We start from the raw sequence: 16,167 nt of genomic DNA on the forward strand, positions 1-16,167 counted from the left end.
ATCCCCTTAACGGATAAAGTAAGTATGTGTTTAGAATAAAGATAGTAATACATTTACACAAAATATTTTACATTCCCCTACTTTACGACAATCAACCAGTTTTTTACTACAATCAATGGCCAAACACTATCCCCGACTATGGATTACAACAATCACCCGCTCGTTTACTACAATCCAGCTCTACTTTACGACAATCACTCTCTTTTTTACTACACTCCCTGCTCCAAGCTTACTCCCGAGTAAAATTTACTCCCATCCCATGCGTACACAACAAAAAACCCCTTCCACAAGGGAAGGGGGGTAAAGGGGTTTCGATTTTCTTATTAGATTACTGGTATTTTGACAGTTACTTTAAACAGATCTCCGTCTACTTCGGTTACCAGGCTTCCCCCATGTAAGTCTACAATAGATTGAGCAATGGCAAGGCCAAGTCCAGAGCCTTCTGTGTGACGGGATGTGTCTGCACGCTTAAATCTCTCCGTAAGCTCTGCCACATCATCGCCCAGCTCATATTTCGCGATATTTTTAAACACAAATACTGCATGGTCATCTAATTGGTCTAAATTTACATAGACTCGTGTATTTGGTAGCGAATACTTTAACGTATTGATAATTAAATTATCTAGAACTCTCCACCACTTTTGCCCATCTACATAGGACATGATTGGCTTGGAGCCTATAGTCACTCGATAATCTAGTCCTGATTTATCAATATCCTCCTGGTGCTCTGCAACTGCCTGCTGCAACAGTTGAGTTAAATCTACTTTACGTTTGTCTAACTCAATATTTCCCGAGGCCATTTTAGATACCTCAAACAAATCTTCAATTAATGTTTTTAACCGTAATGATTTCTTATCTAAAATCGCTATATACGAAGCTCGCTCTTCCTCCGTAATATCGGGATTTTTTAAAAGATCAGTGTACGTAATGATGGAGGTTAGTGGCGTTCTTAAATCATGACTTACATTAGTGATTAGCTCTGTTTTAAGGCGCTCACTTTTCACTTGCTCTATTTGAGAAGTTTGTACGCGTCCCCTTAAGTCATTCACATTCGATGCAAGCTTTGCAATCGGTGATCTCCCATTCACCTTAATTTCAGATCCATCATTGCCCTTTACCATCTCTTCGGTTTTTCCAATAATACGATTCAAATAAGCCATTCTAGATAATAAAATAAATAGGACAGGAATGCCTATAAACAACGTGCAAGGAATCCATAAGATGATTAGTTCTGGAATACTTGCCATTAAGACCGTACCTACTCCCCAGAAAAATACTACAATTAGCATAATAATTGTTTGTACCCCAATGGAGCGATTTAGGAAAAAACCTTCCAATGATTTAATCCCATGAACTGTGAGACTGTTTTTCCAGTCTGCTGTACTTAACGATTCTTTTAGCCATGGAATTTGATAGAGAGTTGCTGCTGTTAAGATAACCGCAATAATAAATCCACCGATTGGTATATCATATCCTCCATAATGGAAAACAGAGAGCATTGCTTCTTCAGTAAATAAAATTGCTAGGAATCCACTAACAAAAATTAATACTATCTGAACATCAATTGGCAAGCTTTCATATTTTGCTCTTCCTTTTTCAAAAATGAAAGATTTACGATTCTTTCTCCATTGAAACACAAACAATACTGCTGAAAGAATCCCTACTACAATGACACTATAAAAAATTAGCTGTCGTGTTTTAAAGTAATTGTACTCATACGATCTATTTCCACTTAGCATACTTGCTTCTGAAATGGCAATGGTACCTTCAAAGCGAGTATATCGGCTTCCCAGGGTGTCACTCAAATCCCTATAAGCACCGTCGTAATAATCTTCATTTATTGCTGGAGAATACGTGTTAGGCTCCTTTAAATAGCCATTATCACTAGAGTACACTTTCTTAAACGCCATTTTCTTTCCGATTGTTCCGTTTGTAAATACCTCTCCGGTTTCTACATTTTTTAATTCGTAGTTAAAATCATCTTTCTCATTTAATAAATGGTTTTTTGCTTTAGCTACACTTTGGAAATAAGCATCCACTTCTTCTTCTTTTTCTTTTCGGATTTTATCCTCTACGTACTCGTCGCTTTCAAAATTCTTCTTAATATCGGCTATCTTAGCATCCCGTTCTGCTATGAGACTCTCTTTAACCGTATTTTCTACATCCTTCTCCTGTGCTGCATCACCCTCGTCAGATGTCTCCTCTGTAGTTGTAGAGTTTATTCTATCCTCGTAGTTACGTTCTATAGAATAGATTTGATCCTCCAAATTTCCATAACGATTACGATGCTCTTCAATTTCACTAGAGGTAACTACTATATTTTTCTTTACTGCTTCTATATCTGGGACAGCCAACGCTAATGGAACAAGCGCAGATTCAAACTCATCTAATTCTTGTTGAAAGCTAGAGCTATCGAAATAGTTTTTCCCTATATACTCTCTACCTAAATTTGTAAGAGTAATGAACGCACCAACGGCTATCACTACCAACACACTCAATACAATTACTTTTCCTAGAGGGCGCTTCATCTCGCTCCTCCTTTCATTAATTCAACAATGTCTGTAAAGGTCCTGCTAATCTCCATGATCGGAATGAGCTGTGATGTACAATAAAATAAACATATTGCTCCGCAAAGAATAGCCGCTATTGAAAATAGAAAACTCCATTTACTTGTCGATTTTATAGCCAACTCCCCACACCACCTTTAGGTATCTCGGATTTTTAGGGTCTGCCTCAATTTTTTCGCGTATTTTACGGATATGAACAGCCACTATATTCTCCGCGTTGTAGGCTGGTTCATTCCATACTCGTTCATAGATATCATGAATAGAAAAAACTCGACCTGCATTGGTCATTAATAGTTCCGTTATTTTATATTCGATTGGAGTTAGCTTTACCGCTTCTCCTTCTACAGAAAGCTCCTTTGCCTCCTGATTTAAAATAAGACCATCCACTTCTATCACCGCTTGCCTGCCCTGATACGTCCCTAGCTTTGTGTATCTTCTGAGCTGTGACTTAACTCTGGCTACAAGTTCCATAGGATGAAAGGGCTTCGTTACATAATCATCGGCACCTACAGACAATCCGTGAATTTTATCTGAATCCTCTGCTTTAGCACTTAACATAATAATTGGTATATTTCTTTGCTCTCGAATTTTAAAAGTAGCAGAAATTCCATCCATTTGAGGCATCATGATATCTAATACGATGACATGAACCTCGTTTTCCTCTAGCAACTCCAGTGCCTCTATCCCATTTCCTGCCTTCAACACACGGTAGCCTTCATTTTTTAAATAGATTTCTATTCCATCTCGAATGTCTTGATCATCATCCGTCACTAGTACAGTAAACTCAGGCATCTCTTGCTACCTCCTCACGTTTGCTTTCTTATGATTCTTATTGTAACCTTCATTTCTTAACATTCCAGCAGTATAATTCTGAAGAAAATCTTAAGAAATTATTTTGTTTATTTATATATTGTTGAACTATAAGGTTTTTGTAAGCTTAACTAAATTATCGGCATAATAAAGTGCATTCAAAATAAAATGAAAATTTTCTTTTCACTCCCTCTAATGAATCAAAAAATCCACCTACCTTTTTACAGGTTGGTGGATTCATTACATGTTTCTTCTATAGTAGTGCAAAGCTCTAGGTCAATGTCCTGGTAACTTATATCGCTAATCCGCTCTATATAAGAATTCACTACTTCACCAGAATATTTTTCAAATAATTCATTTACTAATTGATCTAGCTCTAATTGTTCCTTCGTTTTGCTCATGATTAGCAACTCCTTAGTCCATAATTGTTATATCTACAATTTCTTCTAGCTTAATAGGTATTAAATAAAATGGATCGTGAAGATGAATTGTCCTATGCTTTACATCTATTTCTTCAATAGTCCCCCTGTTATAAATATAGTGACCATTTTTCCAGCGTTTGATCTTCGTATCACCTTTAGACGTATAGGCTAACTCAAGCGTCTCTGAAATCATGACATAATCGTATTCGGTTAATACTGGCTTAGGCTCTTTCTTTACCTCTTCATAATACTCACGAAGTAGTGAGACATGTTCTGGAAGCATCATAGATGTCCCCCATTTAATATTTCGACGAGGATCTAAAGGATATTTAGATTTTTTAATCCCTTCAAAAAATTTATCATGAATATTCATATAACCTCACGTTCCTTTTGGAGAACGGGAACAAATGCTAACACATTTTCTATTTTAAAGATCCTTTTCGTACCTCTTAAAAAGCAATAAGCCTGGAAGGAGTCCTTAGAGACACTTAGCACCTTAACTCGTCTCTTACTGATTTCCCCATTGTGTTTCATGTAAATCATTTCAGATAACTGATTGGCTTTCATTGACTTCAAAATTATTATGCGCACATTTGTTCCCTCCTATTACTTTTTAGTATACGAACATTTGTTTGTTTTTACAACTTGAAATTTCAGGAAAATGAAATTTTAGTAAACAAAAAAACGCCACTTTGGGCGTTCTAAATATTTCAAGTCACTCTGTTTAGTTATCCATCTACTTTTTATATTTTTCGTTCAAATCATTAATTACTTCAATGGCTTCGTCAACATGCTCGACATCAATAACTTCAATATTTAACTTTAACTCTCTTTGAAGGGTCTCTGCTTCTTTTGCATTTTCGCTCGGTATAATCATAAAAGGAAAATCATATTTTTTAACATTTTGTAGTTTTTCTCTCAAGCCTCCAACAGCTAAAACATTTCCCTCTGCATCAATGGCACCTGTAATAGCCAAACGTAGACCATTTTGTAATTCACCTTTTATAATGAGTTCAGTTAACAGCAAGCTTAGCCCTGCACTGTCTCCTATCCCTTTATCATGCTTGAAATATTCTGTAAGCCTTGCTTCTTCTTTACCAAAGTACAGTTTTAAGTTCTCTCTCATCTCTTCCTTCGGCGTTTTTTTAAGTTGTAGCCACTCAAATATTGTCCTGTTCTTATTTTCGTAAAGAATCTCATTCCTTACTTTAGTAATTGTTATGACCTCTTGATCAGGGTACTTCCTTAAATACTCCTGAGCCTCCTGTTTGCTTTCCATGTTATCTAAAGCTTTGTAAGAAATAGCTACTATAAAGATTCCTGAACCTTCTACTGTCTGTCTTGGTTCTACATATAAGTTTGCTACGTATGTTTTTGTAACGAACCCTAGAAGCGGAAGCTCATAACAAAATAGAAGCAATAGGATCGCTAGAGAAATAGTAAGTTGTTGTTTGGTCTTCTGTTTTCTTCGAAATATGAAGATAGAGATAGTTAGCATAAATAAACTAAGGAGCAGTAAAACTAAAAACGAGATACCATCTATAGCGTCTCGAAGGAATACACCTAGTACTAGAAGATAAAAAACGATTGTTATAATGATGGGGATGACATTTAGTGATCGAGTATAATTTTTCGATATAGCGGTCCAGCTCCTTCTTAAAAGTCTATACTAGTAAAGGGAAAGATCCTTTGTTAAGTTATGCATATGATTATGTAAGTAATGATATTCTTTTTCATCAAATGCTATATAAGGGGCTCAATTACGTAATAGCGTTTCACAGATAAATTTAGAATCTATATTTGATTTGTAAGACGGATAATATCATATTGGGCAACCCACGAAAATCCGTCCGAGTAGAAATCATTTATTTAATTATTAGAGGTAAATACTTACTTTCAAAGACTTTAAACAACAAGTCCAGGATACAGTAAGAAATAAAGGATTTATAACACATTTAAATTCCATTATAATCCTATTAAAGTAACTTAACTATCACTTTTTCGTATATCTGAAACTTTCTGGAACAAAAACGGTCTAATATTCTAAAGGAGTGAACAAAATGAAAAAAATGTTTTGGAGTATGTTAACTATTTTTACAATCTTATTCCTTGCTAGCTGCGGAACTAATAATGATAATGACCCAACAACAGGCAGTGAAGAGCAAGAAAAAGAAGCAAAGGTCTCTACCCAATTAAATGTTGATGCTAATGGAGAAGCAATGCTCCTTATTAAAAACCCTGCGGATAATGAAATGACACTAACCTTTCCAAGCGGACAGGAGGTAGAGTATCAACTACTAGATCAAGACAAAAATGTCGTGTATACGTATTCTGCCAATAAAAACTTTACACAAGCAATTCAGGAAAAGAAACTAAAGCCTAATGAAGAGATTTCCGTTAAGCTTGATTTGGAAAATGAACTAGCAGAAGTACCTGCCGGAAAGTACAAACTGGTTGTTTGGTCTATGGCATCTGAATTGAGCGATCAAAAGGTTGAATCTGATTATGAATGGGCTGGAACTGAACAAGCAGAAGAGAGTGCACCTCCTACAGAAGGAAATAGTAAAATTACTCTTTACCGTGAAGATGCCAATGCAGAATTTGTAGAGCCTTACGAGGTGGAAATTGATCCATCTGAAGATAAAGTGAAGCAAATATTTGAAGAAATTGACGCAACAAATGTAGGATTACTAGAATATCGTTTTGAGAATGACGAGAAAAAACTAGTTCTAGTAATGGATAAGGCAACAGAAAATATTCAAGGGACTGCTGGAGAATATCTATTTTTAGGCAAAGTCCTCCATTCTTACTTTGAAAACTACCCTAAATTAGAAGAAATTGATTTTGTTAAAGAAGATGGTACACCTGTTGAACTATCACATATGGGAGCTGTATCCACCTTCACACGCGATGAGCAATATACAAAACCGAATTAAAAATAATACGCTTTGTTCAAGTTATTGGTTGATGACTAACCATTCTTTTTTTATAGTGACTGTAAACATAAACAAAGGAACTTTCAAATGGCTATTAAGAACATAAATAGATGATAAAATTGGGTTTGGTGACAGTTTTTTAGCTTTGTTTATGCGTGTAAATTGATTAGCGCTTTATCGATGCTAAAGCTGTTCCATTTATTGATTGGAACGCCAGACGGCAACTCCTACGGGATGAGTGAGACAGATAAGCCATCACAACAACGCGCGTAAGTGATTGTGATGGCTTATCCCTCACCCCGAGGAAAGCGTCCGGCTGGGGCGAAAAATCAATTCTACTCTCTGATTTAAGATTTCTATGCATCATAAATCAACCCTACCCTTTAACATAGCCAAATAATAAAAGAGCTTGGATCACCCCCAAGCTCTTTTTCTAGTTTATTCACTTCTATCATTCAGACAACGTTCACATTCAAATAATGGAGATTCGACTTGCTCTTGGATGACACATCCACATTCGCGACAAATCTTTGGATTTTTTTCACTCGTTGGCTTATTCATTCCAATCACCTCCTATAATTTTGCATAGCCTGGAATAGTTAAAAATTCAATGAAGTTATCCTCTTTCACTAATGTCAAAAATAGCTCTGCTGCTTCCATATATCTACCGGTCAAATAGATGTCATTACCGAAGTCAGCTTTTAACTTCCCAAGCTCCTCAGTTAGTACCTGCTCTACAAGTGGCATTGTAATTTTCCGCCCGTCCTCAAGCTTTCCTTCTGGATGTCGAACCCATTGCCATACTTGTGTACGAGAAATTTCTGCAGTCGCTGCATCCTCCATCAGGTTGTTAATAGGTGCAGCCCCGTTGCCTCGTAGCCATGAAGCAATGTATTGAACTCCAACGCTACAGTTTAGACGGAGTCCTTCTTCGGTGATTGTTCCAGTTGGTACTTCGAGTAGGTTGTCTGCAGTTACCTGAACATCCTCTCGTTTACGGTGGATTTGGTTAGGGGTTGGCATATACTCGTCGAATTGCTCCCAAGCGACTGGTACAAGTCCAGGATGTGCTACCCAAGTTCCATCGTGTCCATCCGAAGCTTCTCTTCTTTTGTCTTCTCGAACCTTTGCAAATGCTGCCTCGTTTGCTTCCTCATCATTCTTAATAGGAATTTGTGCTGCCATTCCCCCGATAGCTGAAGCATTGCGTTTATGACAGGTATGAATACAAAGCTGTGTATACGCTCTCATAAATGGTGACGTCATAGTTACTTGACCACGGTCAGGCAAAATGACTTCTGGTTGGTTGCGAAGACGTTTGATGTAACTAAAAATATAATCCCAGCGTCCACAATTTAAGCCTGCAGAATGATCTTTCAATTCATATAAAATCTCATCCATTTCAAACGCAGCCATGATTGTTTCTATAAGCACCGTGGCTTTGATCGTTCCTTGTGGAATCCCTAGCTTCTCCTGCGCAAAGATAAAGATATCATTCCACAGTCTTGCCTCTAGATGACTTTCTAGCTTTGGCAGATAAAAATATGGTCCTGTTCCGCGCTCGATCGCCTCTTTCGCGTTATGGAAAAAATATAATCCAAAGTCAAAGAAGCTACCAGAAATCGGCTTACCATCTATATGAATATTCTTCTCCATCAGATGGAGGCCACGAGGACGAACTAATAACACTGCTGTTTCATCCTTTAAGTGATAGCTTTTACCAGTCTCAGGCTGCATATAAGAAATCGTCTTTCTTACTGCGTCTCTCATATTGATCTGGCCTTCAATCATATTTTCCCATGTAGGAGATGTTGCATCCTCGAAGCAGGCCATGAATGCTTTTGCTCCAGAGTTTAGGGCATTAATAACCATCTTTCGATTGACTGGTCCAGTAATCTCTACCCTTCTATCCTGTAAATCCTTAGGGAGTGGAGCTATTGTCCAATCCCCTTCTCGAATATGCTTTGTTTCTGTAAGAAAATCTAATTTCTTTCCATTATCTAGTCTTTCCTGGCGATCTCTCCGAGCAATGAGCAAATCCTTTCGTCGATCATCAAATGTTTGATGAAGAGAAGCGACGAATTCCAATGCTTCTGGTGTTAAAATCTCATGCATTCCTTCCACGTCTTTACCAACAATTTCAATCTTTTTTTCAGTTATTTGTTCCATTCCTTTACCCTCCCATTTCTTCAATGATCAAGCAAATTGTGCTGTTTCAGTTGAACCTTTCATGGCAGTCGTAGAGGAAGTACCACCGGAAACGACTTGAGAAACCTCATCAAAGTATCCAGTACCAACCTCACGCTGATGTTTGGTAGCAGTATACCCCTTTGATTCGTTTGCAAACTCTGCTTGCTGCAATTTGGAGTATGCAGCCATCCCTTTCGTTTTGTACTCATGAGCAAGCTCAAACATACTGTGGTTCAATGAATGGAATCCAGCAAGTGTAACGAATTGGAACTTGTAGCCCATCTTACCTAGCTCTACTTGGTACTTAGCAATCGTCTCTTCATCTAAGTTTGCCTTCCAGTTAAACGATGGAGAACAGTTGTATGCAAGCATTTTATCTGGATATTGAGCATGAATTGCATCCGCAAATTGCTTTGCTTCCTCTAGGCTCGGGTGGGAGGTTTCGCACCATACTAGATCTGCATATGGAGCATAAGCCAATCCACGAGCGATTGCTTGTTCTATACCAGCCTTCGTACGATAGAAGCCTTCTGGAGTTCTTTCTCCTGTAATAAATTCATGGTCACGAGGGTCAATATCGCTTGTCACCATATCTGCAGCGTCTGCATCTGTACGTGCGATTAAAACAGTAGGAACACCAGATACGTCAGCTGCTAATCGAGCTGCCACTAGGTTACGGATAGCATTTTGTGTTGGAAGAAGTACTTTACCTCCAAGATGTCCGCACTTCTTTTCTGATGCCAGCTGGTCTTCTAAGTGAACGCCAGCTGCTCCTGCTTCAATCATTCCTTTTATTAGCTCAAATACGTTCAGTGGGCCACCAAAACCCGCTTCAGCATCTGCGACAATTGGTGCGAACCAGTCAAACTCATCCTCACGACCTTCAGCCTGGTCAATTTGGTCTGCTCGCTGAAGCGCTTGGTTTATACGCTTCACTACTGCTGGAACGCTGTTTGCCGGGTAAAGACTTTGGTCTGGATACATTTGACCGGAAAGGTTAGCATCAGCTGCTACCTGCCAGCCACTCAAGTAAATCGCTTGTAGTCCTGCTTTTACCTGCTGTACTGCCTGGTTTCCAGTTAAAGCTCCTAAAGCATTTATAAAATCTTCTTTATGAAGGGAATTCCATAGACGTTCTGCTCCCTTGCGCGCTAATGTATGCTCGATTTGTAGTGATCCACGTAGCTTAATAACCTCTTCTGGAGTGTAAGGACGTTCTATTCCCTTCCAACGGTTATCCTCTTCCCATTGCTTTCTAAGCTCTTCTACTTGCTGTTGTCTTTTTGTCATTAATGAACACACCTCTCTACAATTTTTTGATAATTAAAAATATGTCTTTTTTACTGTATCATAACAGTGCCTTTTCTTGTAATCTAATATATAACAGAATAGTTTATTCTGTATCGGTTTTTGGATAAGATACTTTTTTTCAAGGACGAAAAAGAAATAAGGCAGACGAATGGTAAAAAAAGAACTTGGAGGTGTATGAATGGAAATAACGAAAGACCAATTAAAGAGATATAGCAATCTTTTAGAAGAATGGATTCCTAAAGAGGCTTCCATTGCCATTGCCGTTAAAGACCAGTACATCTATTATTATGCCGGCGAGCATGACCTACAATTGCAGGAAGGACAGAAGGTACAGCCAGGAAGCATTGCTGATTTAGTTTTTAAAAATGGCTGTCGAACAGAAGCTGTATTAGACGATAATTTGTTTCAAATTCCTTACTACGGAGTAGGCTATCCTATCGAGATTAATGGCGAAAATGCTGTATTAGTTGTTATACTCCCACCCAAGCATGCTGTTACAAAGCAATCCCTGGTTCGATTTCTTACAGGAAAAAAAGAAGAAGAGTGGAAGCCTGTACCTATTGAAAAAATAGAATACCTGGAAAGCTTGCAAAAAAAGATTTGGTTTTATGCAGAGGGTGAGGCTTATAAAACGACTATCCCTTTAAAGGAACTTCAAAGAAAATTGCCTGATGATTTCATAAGAATACATCGTTCTTATATCGTTAATATCTCATTTATCGATCGAATCATTCGAGACTTTTCCTCCAATTTATTAGTTGTATTGACCGATGATACGGAATTACCGATTAGCCAATCTTATATGGCTGAGGTGAGGGCTGTTTTAGGATTTTAAAAGAAGAGGTCATAAGCCTCTATCAATAGACATAAATAAAAGAGCTACCATTTTAGGGAAGCTCTTTTTAGGTTGCCAAATACCATTTGTTTTCTACAAACAACTTCTTTATTATAAAAATAAGTAAACTGTCGGAGGATAATCATGGAAATTCTAAATACGTATATAGCAGCCACGAACACGCATGACTTTGAACAGGTCCGTAAAGTATTGCACAACAATGCCGTTTACTTTTTCTCCGATCAAACCTGTACTACTCATCAAGAGATACAGAATTACTTTGAAAACGCTTGGACGGTTGTAAAAGATGAAAACTATGAGGCTCGGAATGTCCATTGGCTCCATCAAGATGAAGACTCAGCGACATGTATCTATACCTATTTTTATGAAGGGTACGTGAATGGTGAGTATGTGAGTGGAGAAGGCAGAGCTACAAATGTATTCGTAAAGAATGAAGGAGATTGGAAACTCATTCATGAGCATTTAAGTGACAAATTATAATAAGAAAGGAGAAATTTGATTGATGAACACGTTTATTGCAATTATCCCTTTAATTCTTTTCTTTGCATTCTGGTGTTTTGTTATTTGGTTTATCATTACATTAATACTTTCGAATAAAGAGCGTAATGAATTATTAAGAGAGATTTCTAGAAAGCTCGATAACCTCCCCCATTCTAACAAGGCAGAATAAAAAAGAGAGGGTAATTAATCCCTCTCTCCAGGCTTTGGTAATGGTAGTGTATTTTCTTCCACATGGCTTTCTGAGCCTTCCATTGCATCTGTATCATATACATGTAATTGATATGTGAAAGTATCATCGTTGTTCACCTATATAGACATAACTTCTTCTTTGTTAGTTAAATCTGTAATAATTGGCTTCATTTCATTCCTCTCTATGTCTAACACATACAGCTTGCCACCAGCAGTTACCATCCCGTAGGCATAGCCGATTATAACAAATAGTCGACTTTCATCAATCCAAGCCACTTCTTTCGGTGTGTATTGCCTGTAAGGTTCTTCCTCTAGTAATTTAAAGATAAATGAATCCTTTGCATTCATGTTTTCGATAACTAAAGTACCGATGCCCTCTTCTCCAGCCTGTTCTCCACGTCCTTCTATTGTGGCACGATATGTACCATTGGGTGAAGGAATCCATGGAGAATGGAAACTTGGTTTGTAATTGGATACTTTAGTTTTCTCAAATGTTTCGGGAGTTACTTTATCTCTAACATCTTTAGACTCTGTTGCATACGTATATTCTTTTATTTCCTCTGTTACTCCAATAATATAATCGCCTTTTTCTTCATCCCAGTATTCAGATACCCCTTTTATATATCCATATCCAGGAGCATAATAGCTTCTAGCTCGATACGCATCCGCACTTGTCTCTACAACCATCACATTGTTCAAGGTACCTAAAGGAGTTGCAATCTCTTCTTCTAAGGAAACAATAACCCCTTCACCAAGGGTACCTCCATACCCATATGGATCTCCCACTTCAAATGGAGCTTCTAGTATCAGCTCTATGGTAGGCAAGGACTCTAACTCTTTGAATGTCATATTCGTTGGCGAGACGCCCTCCAGCATTTCTCTGTAAACGAGCACTACCTTATTGTCCTTAATCCGATAAATGTTTTCGAACGCTGCCCCTGTATTACTCACTATTTGCTGAACATAATCTACGTTGAGCCAAGTTGTTTCAATAGTAGAACCGCTATCCTCATAACCACCATCAAAAGTAGACTTGCTATTGGCCGGAAAATATTCTTTTAATAGCAATGTAAGATCTTCTTCATGATTTGGTTCTTCCAAGGGAGGGACTACAGTGGTTGGCGGTTCCTCTGCAGGTTGGAACGGCTTTTCTTGGAGAAGGTTTGGGACTAGTAGGAAGCAAGCAACAGCTATCAAACCTATAAAAGCTACTATAGCTGTATAGCTAGCCAAACGCTCCGACTTTCTTTTTATGTGGGTCCCTTTTTTCTTTTGAATCTGCTCCTTCACTCTATCACCACGTTCGGAGGTGTTCCCTATTTTCAACAGCAGCTGTTGTTTAATATCATTCATTTACAAGCACCTCCCATTCCCCATCCTTTAGTTTTTCCTTCAATAGTGACCTAGCTTTTCTGAGCCTTGTCTTTACGGTACTATCTGAAATGATTAACAGCTGAGAAACCTCCAGGACTGATAACTCTTCAAAATAATAGTGTATGATCACTTCACGATATTTCAATGGGAGCTCTAGCACTGCTTCTGCCAGTTCTAATTTTTCATCACTTTCTATCATGACATTTCGAGACCTTTTAGTTGGTGATTTAAATGAATTAGTTAATGTATGAGTTCGATATCGCCAGCTCTTCAAATAATCCTTACATCTGTTAATGGTTATTCGTGCAAGGTATGTCTTCAAAGATGCTCGTTCTTCAAACTGCTCGAATTTCTGATAGAAGGTCAAAAAAACCTCTTGAACAATGTCCTCTGCTGCAGGCCACTCCTTTACATATAAGTAAGCAAGCTTAAGCAGATAATCCATATTCTCCTGCATTACCTGCTGAAACCTCTGTTCTTCTAAATAACTGTCCAAATTCTATCCCCCTTCCTATTCCTTTTAATAATAGACGAGGCACCTGTACTGCACGTTTTAAAAACAGACATATTAATAAAAGCTGCTTCGACTCTTGCTCGAAACAGCGTGTTAATTTAAAAACAGTATTTCCTTTGTATATGGGTTAAAGATTACAACAATTTCATTGGAATCCTGAATAACATTCATACGATAATTCTCTTTACCTGTCTCCGCTTGAGGTATAGTAGTTAGAAAACTATCTTGGACCTCTACGTCATACTCCCTCGCTACTATTTGCTTTGCTTCTTCATACGTATAATTAGGCTTAACTATTTCATACATCAAAGTAATACAAACAATACCTAATAAGCACAATCCTGTCGTTTTAAAGAATTTTTCTCTTTCATCCATCCAAATAATATAAATTTGAACATACGATAATAAAATTAACGGAATGTAAATGGATAAAAAGTGTAGAGTTGGATCAATCCTTAAATATTTGCTGGAATCATAAAAGAAGTAAAGAAAGAAAGCAATGGACGCTATAAAATAAATAATAGACACAATTATTTCCTTCATCTTTTCAACTCCACTTACAGACTTCTCTTCTTACTTATTATTCAACAAGCCGTCCTCTTTTACCTTTTCCCCATACACTTTGAAGTCCTAAGGTTAGAATGTACAAATTATCTTCCACACAAAAATGCAGTCCCTAATTGATTTCGAAAGGATGCTCTACTGCTGGATTGTAGTAAAATACCGGTTGATTGTCGTAAAATAGAGCTCCATTGTAGTAAACGAGCACAGGATTGTCGCAATCTTTGTTCAGGAAACCAATCTGGTTAGTGATTGTAGTAAAATACAGGCTGATTGTCGTAAAGTAGAGCTCCATTGTAGTAAACGAGCGCAGGATTGTCGCAATCTTTTTTCAGAAAGCCGATTTGGTTACTGATTGTAGTAAAATACCGGCTGATTGTCGTAAAGCAGAGCTCCATTGTAGTAAACGAGCACAGGATTGTCGTAATCTTTTTTCGGAAAGCCAATTTGGTTAGGGATTGTAGTAAAATACAGGCTGATTGTCGTAAAGTAGAGCTCCATTGTAGTAAACGAGCACAGGATTGTCGTAATCTTTGTTCAGGAAACCAATCTGGTTAGGGATTGTAGTAAAATACCGGCTGATTGTCGTAAAGCAGAGTCCCATTGTAGTAAACGACCGCAGGAATGTCGCAATCAATGAGACTTTATTTGAAGATGGCTGCTTCCAGTCATGAATTGTGTGGAAATTGTGTGTGACACAGGGACAGTCTAGCGTCTGCTACCCAAAGTTAAAATGACGATACTCCCAAGCAACAAACCAATTCCTATCCACGATGTAAACCCTAAAATTTCTCCTACTACCACTACACCAAGCAGTGCAGCTGTAGTTGGCTCTGCTAGCGATAGTGTCAATGCAGAGGATGCTGGTATCTTCCGAAGACCCCACCCATACAAAACATATGCCACACTCGTTGTAGCCAAGCCTAAATAGACGATGATTCCCACGTTACCTGGATCAGCTAGCCAGCTTATGTCATAGATAAAGAAAAATGGCGTTAACAGCAACGCACTTAGTGAGAATGTCACTGCCACTACAGGGATGGCTTCTTCTTTTTGTAAAAGGGACTTGCTCGTAAGCGTATAAAAAGCAAATATAAGCCCGGCAACTAGTGAATATAAAATACCTACTGGATCGATTGTTACTTCACCCTTCGTCAAAAATAAAAACAGACAGCCGACAATTGCTAGCCCAGTAGAGAGCCCCCACACTTTTGTAGGTTTCATTTTTAAGAAAATCCATTCAACCACGCCAGAAAAAACAGGCGCGCTTCCGATAGCAACTACACTGGCAATGGCAACACCGGTTAATCGAACGGATGAAAAAAACAAAAGCTGAAACAAGGATATGCAAATAGCAGCATATAATGTCTGTTTCCAAGGCCAAGTATGAAGCTTTATTTTTTTTAGTAAAATCATAATGATTAATAGGGGAATGCCTCCGGTTGCCGATCGTCCAGCGCTAATAATAAAGGGATGGGCATTATCTGGTAAAAATGTTTGGGCCGTTCCTGTCGTTCCCCAAAGCATTGCTCCCAGTAATACGAATATGTATGGTATAACAGCCACTCTTTTCATCCTTTCTACTACAACTATTTTCTATGTGAGGACATTGAGTTACCTCCTTGTCTCCATTATACTAATAAATACGTAGGAGGGATTTGTACCATGTACATGACAGTAGAAGAAACAGCTGACTTCTTGTCGATGCCACTTGAACAAGTCAAAAGGTATATCGCCGATAAAAAGATACGTGCTGTCTTTGACGGAGAGCAATATGTTGTCAATAGTGCACAGTTCGAAACCCATTTAGAGCAAGTGGAAGAATTAAAACGTCAAATTGATGAGTGGCGCAATACTCCAATTCCAGAGGACATTGATGTAAAGGACGAGGACTAGCCATTCCAATTTATGCATATCAAACAAAAAGGACTTTTTC

19 protein-coding genes are annotated in these 16,167 nt (G+C 38.0%); 5 read left to right on the top strand and 14 right to left on the bottom strand.

The genetic code is table 11. The annotated features are described in order from the left end of the window. Positions 1 to 323: 323 nt before the first annotated feature. The 6 genes from HF876_RS06295 to HF876_RS06320 form a co-directional block, all read right to left on the bottom strand. On the bottom strand, positions 324 to 2,528 hold the full coding sequence (locus HF876_RS06295) for a sensor histidine kinase (protein ID WP_169359224.1): 2,205 nt from the start codon (positions 2,526 to 2,528) through the stop codon (positions 324 to 326). 138 nt (positions 2,529 to 2,666) lie between these two features. Then, positions 2,667 to 3,359, bottom strand: coding sequence for a response regulator transcription factor (locus tag HF876_RS06300; protein ID WP_169359225.1), 693 nt, complete (start codon positions 3,357 to 3,359; stop codon positions 2,667 to 2,669). Between the two features lie 239 nt (positions 3,360 to 3,598). Further along, positions 3,599 to 3,778: a hypothetical protein gene (locus tag HF876_RS06305; protein WP_169359226.1), complete on the bottom strand. Its 180-nt coding sequence runs from the start codon at positions 3,776 to 3,778 to the stop codon at positions 3,599 to 3,601. 13 nt (positions 3,779 to 3,791) lie between these two features. Beyond that, positions 3,792 to 4,172, bottom strand: a complete 381-nt coding sequence (locus HF876_RS06310; protein WP_169359227.1) for a YolD-like family protein — start codon at positions 4,170 to 4,172, stop codon at positions 3,792 to 3,794. Continuing rightward, complete coding sequence (locus tag HF876_RS06315; RefSeq protein WP_169359228.1) at positions 4,169 to 4,390, bottom strand: transcriptional regulator; 222 nt, start codon at positions 4,388 to 4,390, stop codon at positions 4,169 to 4,171. The genes HF876_RS06310 and HF876_RS06315 overlap by 4 nt, the downstream gene beginning before the upstream one ends. 145 nt (positions 4,391 to 4,535) lie before the next feature. Beyond that, on the bottom strand, positions 4,536 to 5,297 hold the full coding sequence (locus HF876_RS06320; RefSeq protein ID WP_169359229.1) for a S16 family serine protease: 762 nt from the start codon (positions 5,295 to 5,297) through the stop codon (positions 4,536 to 4,538). 562 nt (positions 5,298 to 5,859) lie between these two features. Between HF876_RS06320 and HF876_RS06325 the strand changes: the two genes are divergently transcribed. Next, positions 5,860 to 6,735 (top strand): BsuPI-related putative proteinase inhibitor, encoded by an 876-nt coding sequence (locus HF876_RS06325; RefSeq protein WP_169359230.1) that lies wholly within the window; start codon positions 5,860 to 5,862, stop codon positions 6,733 to 6,735. A gap of 438 nt (positions 6,736 to 7,173) precedes the next feature. Here the strand turns inward: HF876_RS06325 and HF876_RS18755 are convergent, their stop codons facing one another. The 3 genes from HF876_RS18755 to aceA are packed head-to-tail and all read right to left on the bottom strand — an operon-like array spanning position 7,174 to position 10,215. Beyond that, the gene (locus tag HF876_RS18755) at positions 7,174 to 7,296 is read right to left on the bottom strand and encodes a YhfH family protein (RefSeq protein ID WP_205964027.1); all 123 of its coding nucleotides are present in this window, start codon (positions 7,294 to 7,296) and stop codon (positions 7,174 to 7,176) included. 12 nt (positions 7,297 to 7,308) lie between these two features. Then, positions 7,309 to 8,904, bottom strand: a complete 1,596-nt coding sequence (aceB, locus tag HF876_RS06330) for a malate synthase A (protein ID WP_169359231.1) — start codon at positions 8,902 to 8,904, stop codon at positions 7,309 to 7,311. 27 nt (positions 8,905 to 8,931) lie between these two features. Continuing rightward, the gene (gene aceA, locus HF876_RS06335; RefSeq protein WP_169359232.1) at positions 8,932 to 10,215 is read right to left on the bottom strand and encodes an isocitrate lyase; all 1,284 of its coding nucleotides are present in this window, start codon (positions 10,213 to 10,215) and stop codon (positions 8,932 to 8,934) included. Positions 10,216 to 10,414: 199 nt separating this feature from the next. Between aceA and HF876_RS06340 the strand changes: the two genes are divergently transcribed. The 3 genes from HF876_RS06340 to HF876_RS06350 all read left to right on the top strand — a co-directional run bounded on the left by HF876_RS06340 (position 10,415) and on the right by HF876_RS06350 (position 11,762). Beyond that, a complete protein-coding gene (locus tag HF876_RS06340; RefSeq protein WP_169359233.1) occupies positions 10,415 to 11,071 on the top strand; it encodes a LytTR family DNA-binding domain-containing protein in 657 nt (218 codons plus the stop codon). A 144-nt stretch (positions 11,072 to 11,215) separates the two neighbouring features. Further along, positions 11,216 to 11,572 carry a YybH family protein gene (locus HF876_RS06345; RefSeq protein WP_169359234.1) on the top strand — a complete coding sequence of 119 codons (357 nt, stop codon included), beginning with the start codon at positions 11,216 to 11,218 and terminating at the stop codon, positions 11,570 to 11,572. A gap of 19 nt (positions 11,573 to 11,591) precedes the next feature. After that, complete coding sequence (locus tag HF876_RS06350) at positions 11,592 to 11,762, top strand: hypothetical protein (RefSeq protein WP_169359235.1); 171 nt, start codon at positions 11,592 to 11,594, stop codon at positions 11,760 to 11,762. A gap of 14 nt (positions 11,763 to 11,776) precedes the next feature. Here HF876_RS06350 and HF876_RS19125 read toward each other — a convergent pair whose 3' ends face one another. The 5 genes from HF876_RS19125 to HF876_RS06370 form a co-directional block, all read right to left on the bottom strand. Beyond that, on the bottom strand, positions 11,777 to 11,899 hold the full coding sequence (locus tag HF876_RS19125) for a hypothetical protein (protein ID WP_277347083.1): 123 nt from the start codon (positions 11,897 to 11,899) through the stop codon (positions 11,777 to 11,779). Then, on the bottom strand, positions 11,900 to 13,135 hold the full coding sequence (locus HF876_RS06355; RefSeq protein ID WP_169359236.1) for a DUF4652 domain-containing protein: 1,236 nt from the start codon (positions 13,133 to 13,135) through the stop codon (positions 11,900 to 11,902). Then, a complete protein-coding gene (locus tag HF876_RS06360) occupies positions 13,128 to 13,652 on the bottom strand; it encodes a sigma-70 family RNA polymerase sigma factor (protein WP_240949683.1) in 525 nt (174 codons plus the stop codon). Before HF876_RS06360 ends, HF876_RS06355 begins: the two co-directional genes overlap by 8 nt. Before the next feature lie 111 nt (positions 13,653 to 13,763). Further along, positions 13,764 to 14,213 carry a PepSY domain-containing protein gene (locus tag HF876_RS06365; protein WP_169359237.1) on the bottom strand — a complete coding sequence of 150 codons (450 nt, stop codon included), beginning with the start codon at positions 14,211 to 14,213 and terminating at the stop codon, positions 13,764 to 13,766. 726 nt (positions 14,214 to 14,939) lie between these two features. Then, the gene (locus HF876_RS06370) at positions 14,940 to 15,806 is read right to left on the bottom strand and encodes a DMT family transporter (RefSeq protein ID WP_205964028.1); all 867 of its coding nucleotides are present in this window, start codon (positions 15,804 to 15,806) and stop codon (positions 14,940 to 14,942) included. Positions 15,807 to 15,896: 90 nt separating this feature from the next. Here HF876_RS06370 and HF876_RS06375 point away from each other — a divergent pair, with 90 nt between their 5' ends. Beyond that, on the top strand, positions 15,897 to 16,127 hold the full coding sequence (locus tag HF876_RS06375; RefSeq protein ID WP_169359239.1) for an excisionase family DNA-binding protein: 231 nt from the start codon (positions 15,897 to 15,899) through the stop codon (positions 16,125 to 16,127). Positions 16,128 to 16,167: the final 40 nt, after the last annotated feature.

This window comes from Psychrobacillus sp. BL-248-WT-3 (assembly GCF_012843435.1).
Taxonomy (GTDB): domain Bacteria; phylum Bacillota; class Bacilli; order Bacillales_A; family Planococcaceae; genus Psychrobacillus.

Coding starts and splice junctions, on each gene's coding strand:
- HF876_RS06355 (WP_169359236.1), bottom strand. CDS start 13,135: ATGAATGATATTAAACAACAGCTGCTGTTGAAAATAGGGAACACCTCC.
- HF876_RS06320 (WP_169359229.1), bottom strand. CDS start 5,297: ATGCTAACTATCTCTATCTTCATATTTCGAAGAAAACAGAAGACCAAA.
- HF876_RS06365 (WP_169359237.1), bottom strand. CDS start 14,213: ATGAAGGAAATAATTGTGTCTATTATTTATTTTATAGCGTCCATTGCT.
- HF876_RS18755 (WP_205964027.1), bottom strand. CDS start 7,296: ATGAATAAGCCAACGAGTGAAAAAAATCCAAAGATTTGTCGCGAATGT.
- aceB (WP_169359231.1), bottom strand. CDS start 8,904: ATGGAACAAATAACTGAAAAAAAGATTGAAATTGTTGGTAAAGACGTG.
- HF876_RS06310 (WP_169359227.1), bottom strand. CDS start 4,172: ATGAATATTCATGATAAATTTTTTGAAGGGATTAAAAAATCTAAATAT.
- HF876_RS06300 (WP_169359225.1), bottom strand. CDS start 3,359: ATGCCTGAGTTTACTGTACTAGTGACGGATGATGATCAAGACATTCGA.
- HF876_RS06325 (WP_169359230.1), top strand. CDS start 5,860: ATGAAAAAAATGTTTTGGAGTATGTTAACTATTTTTACAATCTTATTC.
- HF876_RS06375 (WP_169359239.1), top strand. CDS start 15,897: ATGTACATGACAGTAGAAGAAACAGCTGACTTCTTGTCGATGCCACTT.
- HF876_RS06305 (WP_169359226.1), bottom strand. CDS start 3,778: ATGAGCAAAACGAAGGAACAATTAGAGCTAGATCAATTAGTAAATGAA.
- HF876_RS06370 (WP_205964028.1), bottom strand. CDS start 15,806: ATGAAAAGAGTGGCTGTTATACCATACATATTCGTATTACTGGGAGCA.
- HF876_RS06345 (WP_169359234.1), top strand. CDS start 11,216: ATGGAAATTCTAAATACGTATATAGCAGCCACGAACACGCATGACTTT.
- HF876_RS06295 (WP_169359224.1), bottom strand. CDS start 2,528: ATGAAGCGCCCTCTAGGAAAAGTAATTGTATTGAGTGTGTTGGTAGTG.
- HF876_RS06340 (WP_169359233.1), top strand. CDS start 10,415: ATGGAAATAACGAAAGACCAATTAAAGAGATATAGCAATCTTTTAGAA.
- aceA (WP_169359232.1), bottom strand. CDS start 10,215: ATGACAAAAAGACAACAGCAAGTAGAAGAGCTTAGAAAGCAATGGGAA.